The organism is Microlunatus panaciterrae, assembly GCF_016907535.1.
GTDB classification, from domain to species: domain Bacteria; phylum Actinomycetota; class Actinomycetes; order Propionibacteriales; family Propionibacteriaceae; genus Microlunatus; species Microlunatus panaciterrae.
On sequence record NZ_JAFBCF010000001.1, the window covers coordinates 2313971 to 2333116 of the forward strand.

General features: G+C 69.1%; 16 protein-coding genes, 1 tRNA gene, 1 other RNA gene and 1 pseudogene. 10 read left to right on the top strand and 9 right to left on the bottom strand.

Going from position 1 to position 19146, the window contains the following annotated elements; genetic code table 11:
* Positions 1–61: 61 nt before the first annotated feature.
* Positions 62–514: pseudogene (locus JOE57_RS10440) on the bottom strand (zinc-binding dehydrogenase); the annotation flags it as partial.
* A 395-nt stretch (positions 515–909) separates the two neighbouring features.
* Positions 910–997: transfer RNA gene (locus JOE57_RS10445), tRNA-Ser, on the bottom strand.
* Positions 998–1103: 106 nt separating this feature from the next.
* Between JOE57_RS10445 and ffs the strand changes: the two genes are divergently transcribed.
* An RNA gene (gene ffs, locus JOE57_RS10450) (signal recognition particle sRNA small type) lies at positions 1104–1200 on the top strand.
* Positions 1201–1227: 27 nt separating this feature from the next.
* Here ffs and JOE57_RS10455 read toward each other — a convergent pair.
* The 3 genes from JOE57_RS10455 to JOE57_RS10465 form a co-directional block, all read right to left on the bottom strand.
* Positions 1228–2523: an MFS transporter gene (locus tag JOE57_RS10455; RefSeq protein WP_204917736.1), complete on the bottom strand. Its 1296-nt coding sequence runs from the start codon at positions 2521–2523 to the stop codon at positions 1228–1230.
* A gap of 602 nt (positions 2524–3125) precedes the next feature.
* Positions 3126–3728 (bottom strand): hypothetical protein, encoded by a 603-nt coding sequence (locus JOE57_RS10460; protein WP_204917737.1) that lies wholly within the window; start codon positions 3726–3728, stop codon positions 3126–3128.
* A gap of 94 nt (positions 3729–3822) precedes the next feature.
* A complete protein-coding gene (locus tag JOE57_RS10465; RefSeq protein ID WP_239578913.1) occupies positions 3823–4644 on the bottom strand; it encodes a DUF72 domain-containing protein in 822 nt (273 codons plus the stop codon).
* A gap of 106 nt (positions 4645–4750) precedes the next feature.
* On the opposite strand from JOE57_RS10465, the gene JOE57_RS10470 reads away from it, so the two are divergent.
* The 3 genes from JOE57_RS10470 to recR are packed head-to-tail and all read left to right on the top strand — an operon-like array spanning position 4751 to position 8006.
* Complete coding sequence (locus JOE57_RS10470) at positions 4751–6988, top strand: DNA polymerase III subunit gamma and tau (RefSeq protein ID WP_204917741.1); 2238 nt, start codon at positions 4751–4753, stop codon at positions 6986–6988.
* A 59-nt stretch (positions 6989–7047) separates the two neighbouring features.
* The gene (locus JOE57_RS10475; RefSeq protein ID WP_204917743.1) at positions 7048–7365 is read left to right on the top strand and encodes a YbaB/EbfC family nucleoid-associated protein; all 318 of its coding nucleotides are present in this window, start codon (positions 7048–7050) and stop codon (positions 7363–7365) included.
* A 41-nt stretch (positions 7366–7406) separates the two neighbouring features.
* A complete protein-coding gene (recR, locus tag JOE57_RS10480) occupies positions 7407–8006 on the top strand; it encodes a recombination mediator RecR (RefSeq protein WP_204917745.1) in 600 nt (199 codons plus the stop codon).
* Positions 8007–8016: 10 nt separating this feature from the next.
* Here the strand turns inward: recR and JOE57_RS10485 are convergent, their stop codons facing one another.
* Entirely contained in the window at positions 8017–8445 is a 429-nt protein-coding gene (locus tag JOE57_RS10485) for a VOC family protein (RefSeq protein ID WP_204917747.1), read from the bottom strand.
* A gap of 128 nt (positions 8446–8573) precedes the next feature.
* On the opposite strand from JOE57_RS10485, the gene JOE57_RS10490 reads away from it, so the two are divergent.
* Positions 8574–8885 (top strand): hypothetical protein, encoded by a 312-nt coding sequence (locus JOE57_RS10490; protein ID WP_204917749.1) that lies wholly within the window; start codon positions 8574–8576, stop codon positions 8883–8885.
* 14 nt (positions 8886–8899) lie between these two features.
* Here JOE57_RS10490 and JOE57_RS10495 read toward each other — a convergent pair whose 3' ends face one another.
* Positions 8900–9559, bottom strand: coding sequence for a TetR family transcriptional regulator (locus tag JOE57_RS10495; RefSeq protein WP_204917751.1), 660 nt, complete (start codon positions 9557–9559; stop codon positions 8900–8902).
* Positions 9560–9746: 187 nt separating this feature from the next.
* Here JOE57_RS10495 and JOE57_RS10500 point away from each other — a divergent pair, with 187 nt between their 5' ends.
* The 5 genes from JOE57_RS10500 (at position 9747) to JOE57_RS10520 (ending at position 17439) form a co-directional block, all read left to right on the top strand.
* The gene (locus tag JOE57_RS10500; RefSeq protein WP_204917753.1) at positions 9747–12596 is read left to right on the top strand and encodes an MMPL family transporter; all 2850 of its coding nucleotides are present in this window, start codon (positions 9747–9749) and stop codon (positions 12594–12596) included.
* 64 nt (positions 12597–12660) lie between these two features.
* Complete coding sequence (locus tag JOE57_RS10505; protein WP_204917755.1) at positions 12661–15159, top strand: YhgE/Pip domain-containing protein; 2499 nt, start codon at positions 12661–12663, stop codon at positions 15157–15159.
* 71 nt (positions 15160–15230) lie between these two features.
* The gene (locus JOE57_RS10510) at positions 15231–15683 is read left to right on the top strand and encodes a DUF1707 domain-containing protein (protein WP_204917757.1); all 453 of its coding nucleotides are present in this window, start codon (positions 15231–15233) and stop codon (positions 15681–15683) included.
* Between the two features lie 114 nt (positions 15684–15797).
* A complete protein-coding gene (locus JOE57_RS10515) occupies positions 15798–17063 on the top strand; it encodes an aspartate kinase (protein WP_204917759.1) in 1266 nt (421 codons plus the stop codon).
* A gap of 4 nt (positions 17064–17067) precedes the next feature.
* The gene (locus JOE57_RS10520; protein ID WP_204917761.1) at positions 17068–17439 is read left to right on the top strand and encodes a hypothetical protein; all 372 of its coding nucleotides are present in this window, start codon (positions 17068–17070) and stop codon (positions 17437–17439) included.
* Here the strand turns inward: JOE57_RS10520 and JOE57_RS10525 are convergent.
* Together JOE57_RS10525 and JOE57_RS10530 are read right to left on the bottom strand one after the other, a co-directional pair.
* A complete protein-coding gene (locus tag JOE57_RS10525) occupies positions 17426–18058 on the bottom strand; it encodes a 3-oxoacid CoA-transferase subunit B (protein ID WP_204917763.1) in 633 nt (210 codons plus the stop codon). The two genes, JOE57_RS10520 and JOE57_RS10525, sit on opposite strands and share 14 nt — an antisense overlap.
* Entirely contained in the window at positions 18058–19032 is a 975-nt protein-coding gene (locus tag JOE57_RS10530; protein ID WP_275588338.1) for a CoA transferase subunit A, read from the bottom strand. Before JOE57_RS10530 ends, JOE57_RS10525 begins: the two co-directional genes overlap by 1 nt.
* Positions 19033–19146 lie beyond the last annotated feature (114 nt).

A 19146-nucleotide genomic window follows, 5' to 3' on the forward strand; every position in this document is an offset into this window, starting at 1 on the left:
GGCTGCGGCGCCGGGCGGTTTCGAAGGTGACCGCGAGGTGCGGTCACCGGTTGGCCTGTGATCAGGGCCACAGCAGGGCCTTGATGGCACGACGCTCATCCATCGCCGCATAGCCGTCGGCGATCTCCTCCAAGGGGAGCTCAAGATCAAAAACCTTGCCGGGCTCGATCCGCCGCTCGAGCAACTTGTCGAGCAGTTCGGGCAGGTACTGCGGCACCGACGCGGGGCCGCCCTGGATCCCGACATTGCGGAAGACCATCTGCTTCAGCGGCAGGTCGACGTCGTGCGGTACAACCCCGACCTCGACCCTGCCGCCCGGTCGGACCGCTCGTACCGCCTGAGTCATCGACTCCCCGGAGCCGACCGCCTCGCACACGGCGTCAGCGCCGATGCCGGTACTGAGCTGCATGATCTCCGCCACCCCCTCGTCGCCCCGGGCCGAGACGATGTCGGTGGCCCCGAACTCGATCGCGAGCTTCTGCCGAGTCTCGTGCCGGCTCATGGCGATGATCCGTTCGGCACCGAGCCCGGGGCGTACAAGATGGTTCTCGCATCAGTCGGTCACCTCCTCGTGTGGATCAGGTGCAGCGGCGCGACGCCTATGATCATTCTCCCGGCGTGCGCGGGCTTTGCTGCTTGCTTCCACTTAACCGTGTCGAAGGTGCCACAGGGAGGCCCTGTCGAACCAGGGTCTGGCAGAACCCCCCAGGCGCAGGGTGGCCTGGGCAACTGGAACGTCGTCGCCCCCCAGCGGTCACCAGGCCCGCCGCCACGTCCGGACGGACGGCGTGAGCGTTGACCAGAACAGCCGGGGTGGGATCCTGGACGGGCCCGAGGATGCAGGTGAGCCGGCGACGGGCGGCGGCTCAAGTCGACTGCTGCTGCCAGAGCACTTGCCCTGGACAGAGTTGGCGGAGGATAGGGGATTCGAACCCCTGAGGGCTTGCACCCAACCCGCTTTCCAAGCGAGCGCCATAGGCCACTAGGCGAATCCTCCGCGCGGAAGATTACCGGTAATGCCTGGCAACCGCGAACCGGGCAGCCGGCGCTAGGGAGAGGCGATCGGGTTTCGGGCCGGAGCGCGCCATCCCGTACACTTGCTAGTCAGCCCCCCGTGTGGCGATAACTCGCCCAACTCCCCCAGGGTCGGAAGACAGCAAGGGTAAGTGAGCTCTTTCGGGTACGCGGGGGGCCCTTTCATGCCCGTGGCCCTCTCGGCGTACGAACTCAGGGCACCGGATGGCGGCCGTCGTACGCCAGGAAACGCCGCTGCCAGACGGTCACCGCCACCACCAGCACCGCACAGCAGGCGCCGCCGATCACGGCCGCCCAACCCTCGTGCAGCAGCGACGCCTCGGCGCCCAGCACCAGGTCCCCGAGTCGGGGCCCGCCGGCCACCACCACGATGAAGATGCCCTGCAGCCGGCCCCGCATGTCGTCCGGCGTGGCCGACTGCAGGATGGTCTGCCGGAATACCGAGCTGACCGCGTCGGAGGCTCCGGCCAGCGCCAGGAAGGCCAGTGCCACGATCAGGGCACCGACCAGCACCCGATCCGGTGAGGTCGGCCCGACCAGCACCAGCACCACGCCGAAGCCCACTACGGACAGCCCGAAGCAGCAGATCGCGACAGCGATCACCCGGCCCTGCCAGCGGATCCCCACCAGGCCTCCGGAGAAGAGCCCGGCCAGCACCGCACCAGCGGCGAAGGCGGCGCTCAGGATGCCGGTGGTGGTGGCGCCGCCGCCGAGGAACAGCACGCCGACCGCCGGGAACAGCACCCGAGGCATCGACAGGATCATGGCGATCAGGTCGACGACGAAGGTCATCCGTACGTTGGGCCGGGTAGCAAGATAGCGCAGCCCCTCCAGCACCGAGGAGAGCCCTCGCTTCGGCGCGGCCGCCTCCGGGTTGTCGGCGCTCTCATGCAGCGGAGGCAGCTCGGGCAGCCGCCAGAGAGCCCACAACGCCACAGTGAACAGCACTGCATCGATCGTGTACGCCTCGGAGAAGTCCCAGCTGGCCACCAGGAACGCCCCGACCAGCGGCCCCACGGTCAGTGCCACGTTCCACGCGATCGTCTGCAGCACATTGGCCGCAGGTAGCAGCTGGGGGTCGATGAGCCTGGGGACGATCGCCGACCGGGCCGGGTTGTTGATGGCGAACCCGGCCGACTGCAGCGCGACCAGGGCGTAGAGCAACTCGACCGAACCGACGCCCAGCCACGCCTGGGCGGCCAGCGCCAGCACCACCAGCCAGAGGCCGAACGAGGACAGCAGCGCCACCCGCCGCCGGTCGTGCGCGTCGACCAGCGCGCCTCCGTACAGCCCGAGACCGACGAGCGGCACCAGGGCACAGATGCCCAGAACCCCCACAGCGAGCGTCGACCGGGTCAGGTCGTAGACCTGCAGACCGACCGCGACGACCGTCAACTGGGTGCCGAAGTTGGAGATGCCCAGCCCCCACCACAGGCGGCGGAACGCTGGGCTGGCACGCAGTGGCGTCAGGTCGAGGAGTACAGACATCAGCAGAGGGCACCCATTCCGCGTGCATCGGACCAGGGCGGCCTCGGCGCGCACACGCTTTCCATTCTCCGTGATGGCTCGGCTGTTGATGCAGCGGGCGTCCCCGTGCCCTGAGCCTGTCCCCACGCCCTGAGCCTGTCCCCGCGCCCTGAGCCCGTCCCCGCGCACTGAGCCCGTTCCCGTGCCCTGAGCCTGTCGAAGGGCCTCGCGCCGCTTCCGTGCCCTGAGGCTGTCGAAGGGCCTCGCGCCTGTCTCCGTGCCCTGAGCCTGTCGAAGGGCCTCGCGCTAGCCCCGGGCCGTAAGCCTGATGCTCCTGGTTGACGTCACGGTGGTGGGTGCGGCGAAGCGTCGAAGGAGGGGACCGTTCGCCGACCCTGTCGTGCCAAAAGTCGCGTTGTGTCGAGATCTAGGCCCGGATCGGCGCTATTGGGCGGCAGAAGTCGCGTTCTGTCGAGTTTTCGAGCCTCTCCGCGTGAGGCAGCGAGGGCCCCCGTCGAGCTCCACGTTCAGAGGACGCAGGCACCAGCGATGACGCGCCCAATTGATCTGTTAGCGGCGCAGGTGGTGGTGGGCCCCTTCACGCGCCGTGATCTCCTCGGGGGCTACCGCAGCAACACCAGCAGCAGCGCCAGGATCCAGCCGAGCAGCATCGCCAATACGAAGCCGACCTGGAACCCTCGATCGGTCGGGCGGCGGGAGCCTCGCGCCCGGGCCGACCGGTCCTGGACTAACACTCCGCCGCCGAACAGCGCCAGCGCGGTGAAGATGCCGAGGAGTCCCGCACCCATTCCCATCTGGAATGCCTGGACGCGCAGATACGCCGACCCGAATCTCGCGACGCTGCGCGCTGCGTTCGAGCCATGTCCCGGCAGGAGCCAGAGCGCATTGCTGGCCAGCGCCAGGGTCAGGACTGTCGAGCTGCCTGCCGACAGCCGACGTGACAAAGGGCTCCGTGCCCGCACGCTCACGGCAATGAGCAGGCACAGCAGAGTGAACGGGACGATCGAGGTCGTCAGCCCGAGCAGGCGGTGCACGGTCGGGTCCGAGCCGGGTTGGTACGCCGGCAGGGTGGTCAGGGCGACGGGTTCGGCCAGCCAGTGGCCCGCGACGCCGAACACCACCAGCCCGATCGGGAGGCCGGTGAGAAAGATCGCGATGGGAAGGGCCCGCTCCCTGAGCTGCGAGGGGCTCAGGCGTTCCGGCATGCACTGAATGTAGCGAGGGGGCCCTTCGACAAGCTCAGGGCACGGGGGACAAGCTCAGGGCACGTGGGACAAGCTCAGGGCACGTGGGAGAGTCTCATCGCACGGGGCTGAGGCGACTCATCAGATTCATCGCGTCGAAGGGCGCATGACCCTTGGCGTCGTTGTCGCAGTAGACGAAGACGTCCTGGCCTGCGGCATGCCAGCCGGCGACCTTGGTCGCCCAGCAGTCCAGCGCCTCGTCGGTATACCCGCTGGCATAGAGCTCCTCGTGGCCATGCAGTCGCACGTACATGAAGTCGGTGGTGACCTTCTCGATGATGGGCCACTTGCCCGGGTTGTCGCCGAGCACGGCGGAGATCTGGTACTCCCGCAGCAGGGCAGGGAAGTCGGCCGAGTGGAACGTGTCGTGCCGGACCTCGAGGGCGTGCCGGATCGGCAGTTCCGGGGCGGTGCTGGTCAGCAGGGCGCGGTCCTCGCCGATCTTGTCGTCGTGCCGGCGGGCGAGCTCGGCCGCCGCCGCCTGAGTACGAGGGAGCAGGTCGAAGAACCGGGACAACCGGTGGCGGTCGTAACCGAGGTTGGGCGGCAGCTGCCACAACACCGGGCCGAGCTTGCGACCAAGCGCCAGCACACCGGAGGCGAAGAAGTTGGCCAAGGGTGCCTCGACATCGGACAGCTTCTTCATATGGGTGATGAACCTTGGCCCCTTGACCGAGAACAGGAAGTCGTCCGGGGTCTGGTCATGCCAAGAGGCGAAGCTGGTCGGCCGCTGCAGCGCATAGAAGGTGCCATTGATCTCGATCGAGCTGAGATGCTCGGCGGCATAGGCCAGCTCCTTGCGATGCGGGAGGCCGCGCGGATAGAACGACCCTCGCCAGGGCGGGTAGTTCCAGCCGGAGATGCCGATGCGGATCATGGTTCCTCCCATTCTGCCGTGGCCCGGCCCCTGCCCGGCCACCACCCGCCCGGCCCAGCGACTGTCCGGCCCAGCGACTGTCCGACCCAGCGACTAAGGTTCACCTGTGGAGGACGCTGTGATCGAAGATGCGCTGGTCGAGCCGAGGGTCGCCCCGTCCGGGGCGCCGCTGGCGCTCTATCGGCGCTACCGGCCAGACACCTTCGCCGACGTCATCGGCCAGGAGCACGTCACCGAGCCGTTGCAGCGCGCCCTGGCCAACAACCGGGTCAACCATGCGTACCTCTTCTCCGGGCCGCGGGGCTGTGGCAAGACCACCTCGGCCCGCATCCTGGCTCGGGCGCTCAACTGCGAGCAGGGCCCGGCAGCGGAGCCCTGCGGGACCTGCGACTCGTGCCAGGACCTCGCCACCGGTGGTCCTGGCAGCATCGACGTGATCGAGATCGACGCCGCCAGCCACGGTGGTGTCGACGACGCCCGCGACCTGCGGGAGCGCGCCTTCTTCGCCCCGGTCAGCAGCCGCTACAAGGTCTACATCGTCGACGAGGCGCACATGGTGACTCCGGCGGGGTTCAACGCCCTGCTGAAGCTGGTGGAGGAGCCGCCGCCCCATGTGAAGTTCATCTTCGCCACCACCGAGCCTGAGAAGGTGATCGGCACCATCCGCTCCCGGACCCACCACTACCCGTTTCGGCTGGTGCCGCCGCGGGTGCTGAGCAGCTATCTGGCCAAGGTCTGCGAGGCCGAAGGGATCGCGGTCGAGGCGGCCGTGCTCCCGCTGGTGGTGCGCTCCGGTGCTGGGTCCGTACGCGACTCGCTGTCGGTGCTCGACCAGCTGCTGGGCGGCGCCGCCGACACCGGCGTCTCCTACCGGCAGGCAGCGGCCCTGCTCGGCTACACCCCGGACTCGTTGCTGGACGAGTTCCTCGACGCGTTTGCCGCGGGGGATGCCGGCGGCGTCTTCTCCTGTATCGACAAGGTGATCGAGGTGGGTCAGGACCCGCGCCGGTTCGGTGAGGACCTGCTGCGGCGGCTGCGGGACCTGGTCATCGTCGCGGCCGTACCCGACGCGTTGAGCAGCGGACTCGTGGAGGTGTCGGACGACCAGGGGGAACGACTCACCTCCCAGGCCGCCGCGCTGGGGGCCGGTGAACTCACCCGGGCCGCCGAGGTGATCGCCCAGGGGCTGACCGACATGCGCGGCACCACGGCCCCCCGGCTGCACCTCGAGCTGATGTGTTCGCGGGTGCTGCTGCCCGGCGCCGACGTCGACGACCGCGGCATCCACGCCCGGTTGGACCGGCTTGAGCGGCGGATCGGGATGACCGGTACGGGTGCGATCGAGAGCGACGCCCCGATCCTGCTCGGCTCGCCGTCGCCCACCCCGCAGCGACCTGACCCCACCCGGTCACCGGACTCCGCCAGCCCACAAGATCGGGACGAGCTGCCCGCGGTAGAACGTACGGTCACGCCACCGACGCCGGCCACGGAAGCCGCTGCTGGTCAGCGGCGGCAAACCCCGTCCTCGCCGCAGTCGGCGAACGGGGATGTCCCGCCCGCGCAGGCGACCCGGACCAGCCCCGCACCAAAGGCAGCCGAACCGACCGGGTCCAGCCAGGCCGCACCGGCGCAGGTGCTTTCGGTGACCGACGTACGCCGGCTCTGGCCGGAGGTGCTGGAAGAGGTCAAGAGCAAGCGGCGCTTCACCTGGATCCTGCTCAGTCAGAACGCGCACGTCGCCGACGTCAGCAATGGCACCCTCGTGCTGGCGATGCCCAACGTCGGAGCCAGAGACAGCTTCGCCAAGGGCGGCAGCGAGGACATCCTGCGGGAAGCGCTGGTCGTGGTGCTCGGAGCGGACCTCAAGATTGACGCCATCGTCGAGTCGGGTGCCGGCCAGGGGCGCACCGGCCCGTCGGCCGCCCCGGCTGCGCCGCAGCCGGTAGCTGACGCGGCCGCCGCCTCGTGGCGCACCATGCCCGAGACCGCCCCGGCCGCCGGTGAGACAGCTGAGCCGATCCGCGAGGAGACGCCACCCTGGGATGTGCCCGGCCGCTCGGAGGCCGCCCAGCCGGCTGGTCCACACGCTGCCTCCCGCCAGCCGCCGGGTGCGCCCACGTCTCCGATGGACCCGGCCCTCAAGCAACACCCCCTCAAGGAACACCTGCGCCAGAGCATCCGGCCCACCCGAACCGGACCGCCGGCCGAGGAGGGCGTGGACGACCGTGACGCCGCCGTCGACCGCAACGACACCGATCTGGAGGAGAACTCCGAGTCGCACACCGAGCTGCTGGCCAGGCATCTCGGCGCGGAGATCATCGCTGAAGAGGACCATGGCGCATAGGCTTGCCAGCGAACCCTTCGAGGGCGATGGCTCTCGACCCCGATCACGAGGAGTATCCGATGATTCCCGGCAACGGAGACATGTCCGGTCTGATGGCGCAGGCGCAGGCGATGCAGCAGCAACTGCTGAACGCCCAGCAGGAGCTGGCCGAGACGGAGGTCGAGGGTTCGGCCGGTGGTGACCTTGTCACAGCGACGGTCACCGGCGCCGGCGAGCTGGTCGCGCTGACGATCAAGCCGGAAGCGGTGGACCCCGAGGACACCGAGACGCTGGCCGACCTCGTCCTCGCTGCGGTCCGCGACGCGAGCAGCAAGTCCCAGGCGTTGGCTGCCGCCAAGCTCGGCCCGATGGCCGGCGGCATGGGTCTGCCGTTCTGATCGAGCCAGGCCCAAGATCGACGCAAGACTGAGGAGAACACGTGTACGAAGGTCCGGTCCAGGATCTCATCGACGAGCTCGGGCGGCTGCCCGGGATCGGACCGAAGAGCGCCCAGCGGATCGCCTTCCACATCCTGTCTGCCGATGCGGACGACGTGATGCGGCTGTCGAACATCCTCCGGGAGGTGAAGGCCACGGTGAAGTTCTGCGAGTCCTGCTTCAACGTCGCCGAGGACACCCAATGCCGCATCTGCCGTGACCCGCGGCGCGACCAGACGATGATCTGTGTGGTCGAGGAGTCCAAGGATGTCGTCGCGGTGGAGCGGACCCGTGAGTTCAGGGGCCGCTACCACGTCCTCGGTGGCGCCATCAGTCCGATCGACGGCATCGGACCGGGCGACCTCAAGGTCCGTGAGCTCTGCACCCGACTGGCCGACGGCACCGTGACGGAGGTGATCTTGGCGACCGACCCCAACCTCGAGGGGGAGGCGACCGCCACCTATCTCAGTCGGTTGCTGCTCCCGATGGGGGTCAAGGTCAGTCGGCTGGCCAGCGGGCTGCCGGTCGGCGGTGACCTGGAGTACGCCGACGAGATCACCCTCGGCCGCGCGTTCGAGGGTCGACGCTTCGTCGACGCCTAGCCCGTACGGGTCAGGCGTCGCCCCGGCTGGAGATGTGCCAGCGGTGGCCGTAGGGATCCACCACCCAGCCGGCGCGGGTACCTTCGACCGGGCCGGCCTCGACCGGCCGCTCGATCGTGGCTCCGTGTTCGGCCAGCCGTTCGACCAGCGCGTCGGCGTCGGCCACCTCGATGGCCAGCGACACCGAGAAACCGCCCAGTGTGGCCGGACTTCGGACGTTCAGTGAGGGCCACTCGTCGGAGAGGAAGAAGCGCGCTCCGCCGATGGTGAACTCGGCATGGGCGATCAGACCGCCCTCATCCATCCGCATCACCTCGCGGGCTCCGAAGGCCCTGGCGTAGAAGTCGAGGGCCTCGCCACCCCCAGCCACTGCCAGATAGGGAACCACTGTCCGTGGGAGCTCCTCGGTCGGCTCGGTGCCGACATGCTGCTCTGCCATGATCATTCCTTCCCAAGGGACGAGCCCGCGGGCCGCGGTGGGCCCGGATCGCCTTTCATGATCATGATCTGGGCCGCGACGCCCGGTGCCATCACCCTAGGCCTTCCAGGGGTGGGCAGGATAGGGCCATGCCGTCTTTCCGCTGCATGATCCCGATCTTCGACGTCCGACCCGGACATGCGCCCGAGGAGGTCATGGAGGCGGCGCTGGAGGGCATCGGCAGCGTCCATCACCTGGAGGCGAACGGCCTCGAAATCGTCGGCGCTGTCCCGGTGATCACCGTGCGGTTCCTGGTCGAAGCCTCCACCCGAGCTGAGGAGGACGCCCTGGCCCGGCGTGCGGCGGTGGTGCTGGCAGAGTCGGTGGATGTCGTCGCCAGCCACGGCGCGGTGCGGATCACCCGCCGGGTCAAGGGACGGTGGGTCGGGATCATTCCCTGACCCGCAGTGGACGGCTAACGGCCCGGATCGGAGCCTTCCAGCGGGCGGGTGATCGTCTCCAGGAAGGCCGTCATCAGGTCGAAGGATGTCGCGTCCGACTCCGCTGTCCGCGGACGCAACAGGGAGCGGACCATGCTGTCCTCGTACAGCGCGGTGATCATGGCGATCGCCGACTCCACCGGTATCGTGAACTCCCGCTCGACGGAGGCCAGCGCATCCATGATCACTTGCGTGACCTCGGCGATGGAGCGCTCCTCGAAGGCGAGGAACTCCTCGGTGATGTCCGGGTTGCGGATGGCATAGAGGCGGAGCTCGCGCTGGGCCAGGATCGAGCTGCGGTCGGCCGGCTGCGCCTGGGCGAAGGCGTTGATGGTCATCGCCATCCTGGTGTTCGAGGTGTAGTCCTCGCCGGGGTCACGGGTGAGGATCGTGTCGATGGCAGCCTGGGCGCGGGCGATCTGTTGCTTGGCCTCCCGTTCCAGCAGGGCCAGCACCAGCTCGTCGCGGGAGGCGAAGTTGGAGTAGAAGGCGCCACGGGTGAACTGTGCCTGCTCACAGATCTCTTCCACGCTGGCCCCCAGAATGCCCTTCTCGGCGAAGACGAAGACAGCCGCGTCCAGCAGCTTGTCGCGCGTCTCTGCCCTGCGGCGGGTGAGGTGCGGAGCCTCGGTCACGATCGGAACACCCCCTCGGATGCTGTCGGGCGCCGGTGGTGCGAGGGCGCCGTGATGAACGTCGCACAGGCTAGCGCTGTACTGACCTGCACGATTCGCATACAGTACTGCATCGAATACAGTTATGTATCCAACCGTGGCCGCCGACCCGTCGGATGGTCGCCGCGGCCCGAACAGGAGATAGCCCGTGTCATCGTTCTTGTACCGGCTCGGCCGCGCCGCCTACCGCCGCCGCGGACTCACCCTCGGCGCCTGGCTGGTCGTGCTGATCGTGGTGGGTGGAGCCGCCGGTGCGTTCTCCAAGGCCTTCGACGACGCGTTCACGCTGCCCGGCACCCAGTCCCAGCAAGCCCTCGACTCGATGCGGCTGACCTTCCCGCAGATGAGCGGCGCCAGCGGCCAGCTGATCTTCGTCGCTCCGTCGGGTCAGTCGGCCCGCAGCGCCGGGCTCCGCGCCGAGGTCGAGCGGACCGTCAAGGACATCCGCGCGGTGCCCCAGGTGGACACGGTCGTGTCACCGTATGACCCGCTGATCTCCGGCGCCGTCTCCGCAGACGACTCGGCTGCGATGGTCAGCGTCCAGTTCGACACCCAGATGCAGAATGTCACCGAGTCCACCAAGTCCCGGCTGGAACACCTGGCAGCCGATCTTCAACAGCGGGTCCCCGGATCCACAGCGCAGGTCGGGGGCGAGATCTACACCCAGACCGGGGTTCAACTCAGCATCGTCGAGGTCATCGGGGTCGCCGTGGCCCTGGTCGTACTGCTGCTGACCCTCGGCTCCTTCCGAGCGGCCGGAATGCCGTTGGCGACCGCCCTGCTGGGGGTGGCCATCTCGATGGGCCTGATCGTGTTCTCCACCGCGGTGGCGAAGGTCAACTCCACCACCCCGATGCTGGCTCTGATGCTCGGACTGGCCGTCGGGATCGACTACTCGCTGTTCATCGTTTCGCGCCACCGCGACCAGCTGGCCTCCGGGATGGACCCCGAGGAGTCCGCCGCCCAGTCGGTGGCTACTGCCGGATCGGCGGTGGTGTTCGCCGGGCTGACGGTGATGATCGCCCTGGCCGGGCTGTCGGTCGCCGGGATCCCGTTCCTCGGCACGATGGGCGTCGCCGCGGCGGTCGCCGTCGCCATCGCGGTGATGATCGCCCTCACCCTGCTGCCCGCCCTGCTGGGTTTCGCCGGCGGCCGGCTGCCGCCCCGTTCGCGTACGCCGAAGACCCGCAGTCTGGCGCGGCGAGGGTCGGCGGGTCTCCCTCTGTCGGAGCCAAGGACGCCGGCCCGGACCAGGTTCGCGCTCGCCTGGGTACAGGCGGTGACCCGGTGGCCGGTCGCCACTGTCGTGCTCGTCATCGTCGCTCTCGGGGCATTGGCCATCCCGGCCGGCTCGCTGCGGCTGGCCCTGCCCAACAACGGCACCCAGGCGGCCGGCACCCCGGCCCGGGTCACCTACGACCTGGTGACCGATCACTTCGGCGAGGGCTACAACGGGCCGCTGATCGTCACCGCTGACATCATCCAGAGCACCGACCCTCTGGGCCTGATGAAGAGTCTGGCGGCGGAGATCAGGAAGCTTCCCGGCGTGGTCCAGGTGCCGCTGGCGACGCCCAACCGGTCCGCTGACACGGGCATCATCCAGGTGATCCCGGCTGCGGGGCCCAGCTCGTCCGAGACCCAGGATCTCGTCAACCGGATCCGGGCGATGGCCCCCGAGTTCAACGACCGCTACGGGGTGGACATCGCCGTGACGGGGGCCACCGCCATGCAGATCGACGTGTCCACGCGACTGGCGCTGGCGTTGGTGCCCTTCGCGGTGCTGGTGGTGGGCCTGTCGCTGATCCTGCTCACCATGGTGTTCCGCTCGATCGCCGTCCCGCTCAAGGCGACCGTCGGCTACCTGCTGAGCGTGGGGGCGGCTTTCGGGACGGTGGCGCTCGTGTTCGAGAAGGGCTGGCTCAACGGGCTGCTGAACGTGGACCAGACCGGACCGGTGATCTCCTTCCTGCCGATCATCCTGATGGGGGTCCTGTTCGGGCTGGCGATGGACTATGAGGTCTTCCTGGTCTCGCGGATGCGGGAGAACTACGTGCACAGTGGCCACTTTGCCCCCCACGAGCGCGCCCGGCATGCGGTCGAGTCCGGCTTCACCTCCTCGGCCAAGGTTGTCGTCGCCGCTGCTGTGATCATGTTCTCGGTGTTCGCCGCCTTCGTGCCGGAGGGCGAGGCGACCATCAAGTCGATCGCTCTCGGGCTGGCTGTCGGGGTGTTCGTGGACGCCTTCGTGGTGCGGATGACGTTGGTCCCCGCCGTGCTCGCCCTGCTCGGGCCGAAAGCCTGGTACCTGCCCCGGTGGCTGGACCGGATCCTGCCCACCTTCGACGTCGAGGGCGAGTCGTTGCAGCACCAGCTGGCGCTGGCCGACTGGCCGCGTCCGGCGGACGACCACGCCGTCTATGCCGAGGGCGTCGGCGTCGAAGGCCGCAAGGGTGGGCTCTTCAGCAAGGTCGACGTCGGTCTCCGCCCCGGTGAGCTGCTGGTGGTCGAGGATGCGTCCGCCACCGCCAAGACCGCACTCCTGCTGGCCCTGGTCGGACGGCTCAAGATCGACTCGGGCCAGGTCAAGGTCGCCGGCCTGGTGTTGCCCGAGCAGGCCGGCCTGGTCCGGCGCCGAACCGCGTACATCGACGGCCGGGACGAGGCGGCCTTTGAGCGCCGACTGGCCGCGGCCCGGCGCGCCGGTGCCCGGGTGATCGTCATCGACGACGCCGACGAGGTGAGGAGCGACACCGCCCGCGCCGCCCTGGCGGAGTTGGTGTCCCCGGCCAGCGGCGACGCAGCGCCAGCGGACGCGGTGGCCCCGCTCGACGGCGCCCCTGCCGTGCTGCTCGGCGTCGTCCACCGCAGCGCGGTCGCGGACCTGGTGCCCGACTCGGCGTGGCAGTTGGTGCTCGCACCGCCACCCGACCCGAGCCTGGGCGACGTACCGGCAGGCCGCTCCGGCGCCTCGCTTGCCGCCGGGCCTGGCCACCACTGAGCCGCGCGGTAACTCCGACAGCACCGAACCCAGTCCGACCGAACCAAGAGGGATCCTCAACCACATGCCTGTGCACATCGAACACGCCACTGCCGGTCGCAAGGTGGGCTGGCCGGGGCTGGTGGGACTGCTCCTCATCCCGCTGCTGATCGCGGGGGGCTTCGTCTGGGCCACCTGGGACAACACCCAGCGGCTGGACCGGGTGGATGCCGCGATCGTGAACAACGACAAGCCCGTCACCATCAAGGGCCAGGTCGTGCCGCTCGGCCGACAGCTGAGCGCCGGACTGATGAAGGACGTGCCCGAACCGACGAGCGGACAGTCCGCCGAGGAGGCGCCGAAGAACTACAACTGGACCCTCAGCTCCGACGCCGACGCCGCCGAAGGGCTCCGGTCGGGTCGCTACACAGCGGTGGTCACGATCCCGGAGAACTTCTCCGCGGCCGCCACCTCGTACGGGGGCGACGACCCGGCGAAGGCGCGACAGGCGACCATTGACGTCCAGGTGTCCGCGGTCACCCAGATCGTCGATCCGGCGCTGAGCCAGGCGATCGTTGCGGCTGCCACCGGCGCCTTGAACAGCCAGCTGACCACGACGTACCTGGACAACATCTACGTCGGATTCAACCAACTGAACAAGCAGTTCGGGACGGTCGCCGACGCCGCCGGCAAGCTTGATGACGGGGCTCAGCAGTTGGCCGGGGGCATCGGCGACACCCACCAGGGCGCCAAGGACCTCGCTGGCGGACTGCAGGATCTCAGCGGCGGTGCCGGAGAGCTGGCGACCGGCGTCAAGGGACTGAGCACCGGGACCGGTGACCTGGCCGCCGGCCTGAAGGACCTGGCCACCGGTGGCAAGGCGCTCAGCACCGGCACCCAGGGCCTGGCTGACGGGATGCGCAAGCTCGCCGACGGCAGCGGTGGCCTGCAGAGCGGCACCGCGGACCTTGCCAGCGGGCTGCAGAAGCTCAAGTCCGGCAGCAAGGACCTTCCGTCTCAGGTTGCGCTCCTCGACAAGGGAGCCTCCGGACTCGCCGGCGGCGTCGGCAGTCTGTCTGACGGTGCCGGCAGGCTTGCCGACGGCGCGGCGCAGTTGGACAGGAACCTGCCCGCCCTGGCGAGCGGTTCGACTCAGGTCGCGACTGGCGCGTCGGGACTCGCCGCCGGGCTGGACACCTACCGCAACGCGGTCGCTGGTCTGCCGACGGCCATCACCTGTCAGGCGGCCGGAATCACCGATCCGGCCTCCTGCCGCGCCTTCGAGGCCGGAGTGTCGGCTGCCAGCAAGGCCGCCGTCCAGGGACTCGAGCAGCCGGGCCCGCGCAACCAGCCCAGCCTGATTGTCGGGGCTGCGGCCCTCAGCAAGGGCGCCGGCCAGCTGGCCTCCGGGGTGAACGGCACGGCCCAGCAGCCGGGTCTGGTGGCCGGTGTCGCCGGTCTGGCGACCGGGAGCGCCAAGCTCTCCGATGGGGCGGACGCCCTGGCGGCCGGAGCCACCCAGCTGGCCAACGGCACCGGTCAGCTGTCCAAGGGGGTGCCGGCCCTGGTCAAGGGGATCGCCGGTGCGGCCGACGGCGCCCAGCAGCTCGCCGACGGAGCGGCCCCGCTGGTGAAGGGGATCTCCGATGCCGCAGACGGTGCGGAACGGTTGGCCAGTGGCGTTCCCGGCCTGGCCAAGGGGATGGCCGATGCGGCAGACGGTGCAAAGAAGCTCGCCGACGGGGCCGACCAGCTGAGCTTCGGCGCCGACGGGCTGGCCAAGGGCACGGCGGGCACTGCAGACGGCGCCGGCCAGCTCGCCGACGGGCTCGGCAAGCTGGCCACCGGTGCCACCGGCTTGGCGAACGGGACCCAGGCACTGCACCGAGGGCTGGTGAAGGGTGCCGGACAGGTGCCCACCTACTCAGCCGCCGAGCGCAAGAACCTGTCTGAGGTGGTGGCGGCGCCGGTCACCACCGGTGATCAGCAGGCGTCGATCTTCTCCGACGTCTCCGCCGCGGCCTTCCTGGCAGTGGTCGCGCTCTGGCTGGGCGCGCTCGCCACCTACCTGGTGGTCCGAGCCGTCTCGGCCCGGACGCTGAGCTCGATGCGGCCATCCTGGCTGCTCGCGCTGCAGGCGCTGGCCCCTGGCTGGGCCATGAGCGTGCTGCAGGCGATCGGGCTGACGATCATCACCGGGCACCTGCTGGATCTGAGTCCCGGACGGTTCGCCGGTGTGCTGGGCCTCTCTTTGCTGGCCGGGCTCACCTTCGTTGCCCTGAACCATGCCCTGGTGGCCGCCTTCGGCGGGGCCGGTCGGTTCATCTCGGTCGTTCTGGTGGTGCTGACCGCTGCTGGCTCGCTGCTCTCGGCCGTACCGGGCTTCTTCGACGTCGTCCGCCCGCTGCTGCCGCTTTCTCCGGCTCTGGAGGGGATCAAGGCGGTGGCCGGGGGTGGTACGGGCGCCGGCCGCCAGGTTGGCCTGCTCGCGGCCTGGCTGTTGGTCTCGGTGACGGTGAGCGTGATGGCCACCGCGCGGAAGCGCCAGACCACGGCCGATGCGCTGGTCCGGGGCTCGTACTGAGCGAGGGTCCAGTTGCAGTTGCGGCGGGATGCCCGGTCCAACTGACCGGCCGACGGTGGGAGACTGGTGCTGTGACTGACGACAGCCGGCCGTTGCCCCAGCGCATCGGCGATGTCGAGCGTGACCGGGCCGTCGCGCTGCTCCGCGATCATCTGGCCGAGGGGCGGCTCGACCAGCAGGAGTTCGACGACCGCCTCACGCTGGCGCTGTCCGCACGGACCCAGGCCGATCTCGACCCACTGTTCGCCGACCTGCCCGGTCCGAGACCGGTGCAGGACCTCGAACCCGCCTCGCCGTTCCAGCCACCGCCATGGCAGAACCAGCAGCCCGCTCCGCAGGCCGTGGTCTCGCAGCCGTCCCAGCCGCAGCAGGTGGCTCGGCTCAACCAGGTCTGGGGGATCGTGTCCGCCCTCGCCTGGCCGGCCGCGATCATCTTCTGCTTCGCCACCGACTGGCGCTACTGGTGGGTGATGTTGATCCCGCTGTTCTTTCCGTGGTGGCTCAACCGCGGGCAGCGGCGCTAGTCCGTCGATGGTCCACGGGATGAATGGCCGGGGGACCGCCCCCGAGCCGCCGTTAGAGTGGCTTCGGCAAGAGCCACCGAGCGGGTCTCCCGCGCGAGTCCAGAAGGAGACGGCGTGGGCCGGGTAGTGCAGAAGTACGGCGGGTCTTCCGTTGCGGATGCGGACAGCATCAAGCGGGTCGCCAAGCGCATCGTGGCCACCAAGCAGGACGGTCATGAGGTGGTTGTCGTCATCTCCGCGATGGGGGACACGACCGACGAGCTGATGGATCTCGCGCTGCGGGTGTCGCCTCAGCCGGCCCCACGCGAGCTGGACATGCTGCTGACAACCGGCGAGCGGATGAGCGCCGCCCTGCTCGCCATGGCCATCTCCGATCTGGGCGCGACCGCGCGGTCGTTCACCGGCTCGCAGGCGGGCGTGATCACCACCGGAACCCACGGCAACGCCAAGATCATCGATATCACTCCCGGTCGGATCAAGTCCGCGCTGGACGGCGGCGACATCGTCATCGTGGCCGGCTTCCAGGGTGTGGCCCAGGACACCAAGGACATCACCACGCTGGGCCGCGGCGCCTCCGACACCACAGCAGTGGCGTTGGCGGCGGCCCTGGACGCCGACTATTGCGAGATCTACACCGATGTCGACGGTGTCTACACCGCCGACCCGAGGATCGTCCCGGGCGCGCGGCGGATCCCCAACATCAGCTATGAGGAGATGCTGGAGATGGCCGCCTGCGGCGCCAAGATCCTGCACCTCCGCTGTGTCGAATACGCCCGCCGGGAACGTGTGCCAGTGCACGTCCGGTCGTCGTTCTCGTACATGCCGGGCACCTGGGTGAAAGATCTCGAGGAAGGAACACGCATGGAACAGGCCATCATCTCCGGGGTTGCCCACGACCGCAGCGAGGCCAAGGTCACCATCGTCGGGGTGCCGGACCGGATCGGCGAAGCGGCCCGGATCTTCGAGGCCGTGGCCGCGACGGAGATCAACATCGACATGATCGTGCAGAACGTCTCGGCGATCTCCACCTCGCGTACGGACATCTCCTTCACGCTGCCCAAGACGGACGGCAAGACGGCCGTGGCGGCGCTGAACGCCCTGAAGGACGACGTCGGCTTCGAGGACGTGCTCTATGACGACCAGATCGGAAAGGTGTCCGTGGTGGGGGTCGGGATGCGGTCCCACCCCGGCGTCACCGCCAAGTTCTTCTCGGCGCTGGCCGAGGCAGCGGTGAACATCGAGATGATCTCCACCTCGGAGATCCGAATTTCGGTGGTGGTCGACGAGAACGACGTCGACCGAGCGGTGCGAGCGGCACACACCGCTTTCGGGCTGGACAGCACCGAGGAAGCCGTCGTCTACGCCGGTACCGGGCGCTGAGCAGATGGAGTTCGCCAGCCCGCTGCAGTATCTGCCTGTCCTGATCCGGCTGGTCGTGCCGTTGGCCGGTGTGGTCGTGATCGCTCTGCGGTTGAGGAGCACGGCACGGGTGCTGGGCGTCGTCGGCTGCATCCTGCTCTCCTTCGAGGCGGTGACGAGCATCCTGTTCTACGCCCTGGTGCCGACGCTGGCCCGCGGGAGCAACATGGCTCTGGCGTTCGGCTTCGCCAACGTCCTGTTCTCGATCATCGATGTGATCGGACTTGCGCTGCTAATCGGCGCGGCGATCGTTGGGCGGAACTCGAACTCGGTGCCGGGCCACCCGCGGCCGGTCGAACAGCACGGTCCGGGCGGGGCTGACTTCAGCCGAAGGTGACCGGCGGCTCGGTCTTCTCTCGAATCTCGGCCTCGGTGACCTCGGGTGCACGCTCGGTCACCACCAGCCCGCGTGCGGTGACGTCGAGCACGCCGAGATCGGTGATGATCCGTTGCACCACTCCGCGACCGGTGTAGGGCAGCGAGCATTCGTTGACGATCTTGTAGGAGCCATCCTTGGCGACATGCTCCATCAGCACGATGACCTTTCTGGCGCCGTGCACCAGGTCCATGGCGCCACCCATCCCCTTGATCATCTTCCCGGGAATCATCCAGTTCGCGATGTCCCCGGACGCCGAGACCTGCATAGCCCCCAGAATGGCCGCGTCGATCTTGCCTCCGCGGATCATGCCGAACGAGGTGGCCGAGTCGAAGACCGAGGCGCCGCGGCGCAGCGTAACCGTCTCCTTCCCCGCGTTGATCAGGTCCGGGTCCTGGTCCCCCTCCCACGGGTAGGGGCCGACGCCGAGCAGCCCGTTCTCGGACTGCAGCACCAGCTCGACCCCGTCGGCGACATAGTTCGGCACCAGTGTCGGCAGGCCGATGCCCAGGTTCACATAGCTGCCGTCCTCCAGCTCTCCGGCGGCTCGGGCGGCCATCTGCTCGCGTGACCAGGCCATCAGCTCGCCCCCTCCACGGCCTGAGCCGCCTCTTCCGCGCCCTGAGCCTGTCGAAGGGCCGCGCCCCCCGCCGCGCCCTGAGCCGCCGCCGCTTCCGCGCCCTGAGCCGCCCCTTCCGCGCCCTGAGCCTGTCGAAGGGCCGCGCCCCCCGCCGCGCCCTGAGCCGCCTCTTCCGTGCCCTGAGCCTGTCGAAGGGCACCAGCAACCCTCGGACGTACCGTCACCCTCTCGATCCGTTTCTCGGCCACCTGTGCCGGGGTCAGGGGCACCACCCGGTGGACGAAGACCCCTGGGGTGTGCACCTGGTCGGGGTCGATCTCACCCGGCTCGACCAGCTCCTCCACCTCGGCGATGGTGATCCGGCCCGACATCGCCGCGACCGGGTTGAAGTTGCGGGCGGCCCGACGATAGACGAGGTTGCCGTGCCGGTCGCCCTTCCAGGCCCGGACCAGCCCGAAGTCACAGACGATGGCGCGCTCCAGGACGAAGGTCTTGTCGCCCTCGGCAGTTTCGAACACGCGGGTCTCCTTCGGCGGCGAGGCCACCACGACGTTGCCTGCGCTGTCGTAGCGCCAGGGCAGGCCACCGTCCGCGACCTGGGTGCCGACCCCGGTCGCGGTGAAGAAGCCGGGGATCCCCGACCCGCCGGCCCGCATCCGCTCGGCCAAGGTGCCCTGGGGGGTCAGCTCGACCTCCAGCTCGCCCTCCAGGTATTGCCGGGCGAACTCCTTGTTCTCCCCGACGTAGGAGGCGACCATGCGGCGCAACCGCTTGGCCATCAGTAGCTGACCGAGCCCCCAGTCATCGACGCCACAGTTGTTGGAGACACACTCGAGGTCCTTGACCCCGGCTTCGAGCAGGGCGGCGATCAGTACGCTCGGGACTCCGCACAGACCGAACCCTCCGACCGCCAGTGAGGCACCGTCACTGATGTCCGCCACCGCGTCGACGGCGCTCGGAACCACCTTGTCCATCCGCCCTCCGAACCTCGATCCGTGTGCCAACACGGTAGCGCGACCGAGTCATCGGTCTGCGAAACCCTGAATATCTGGATCTCAAGAGGCGTTCGCGCCGCCGTTCAGGCTGGA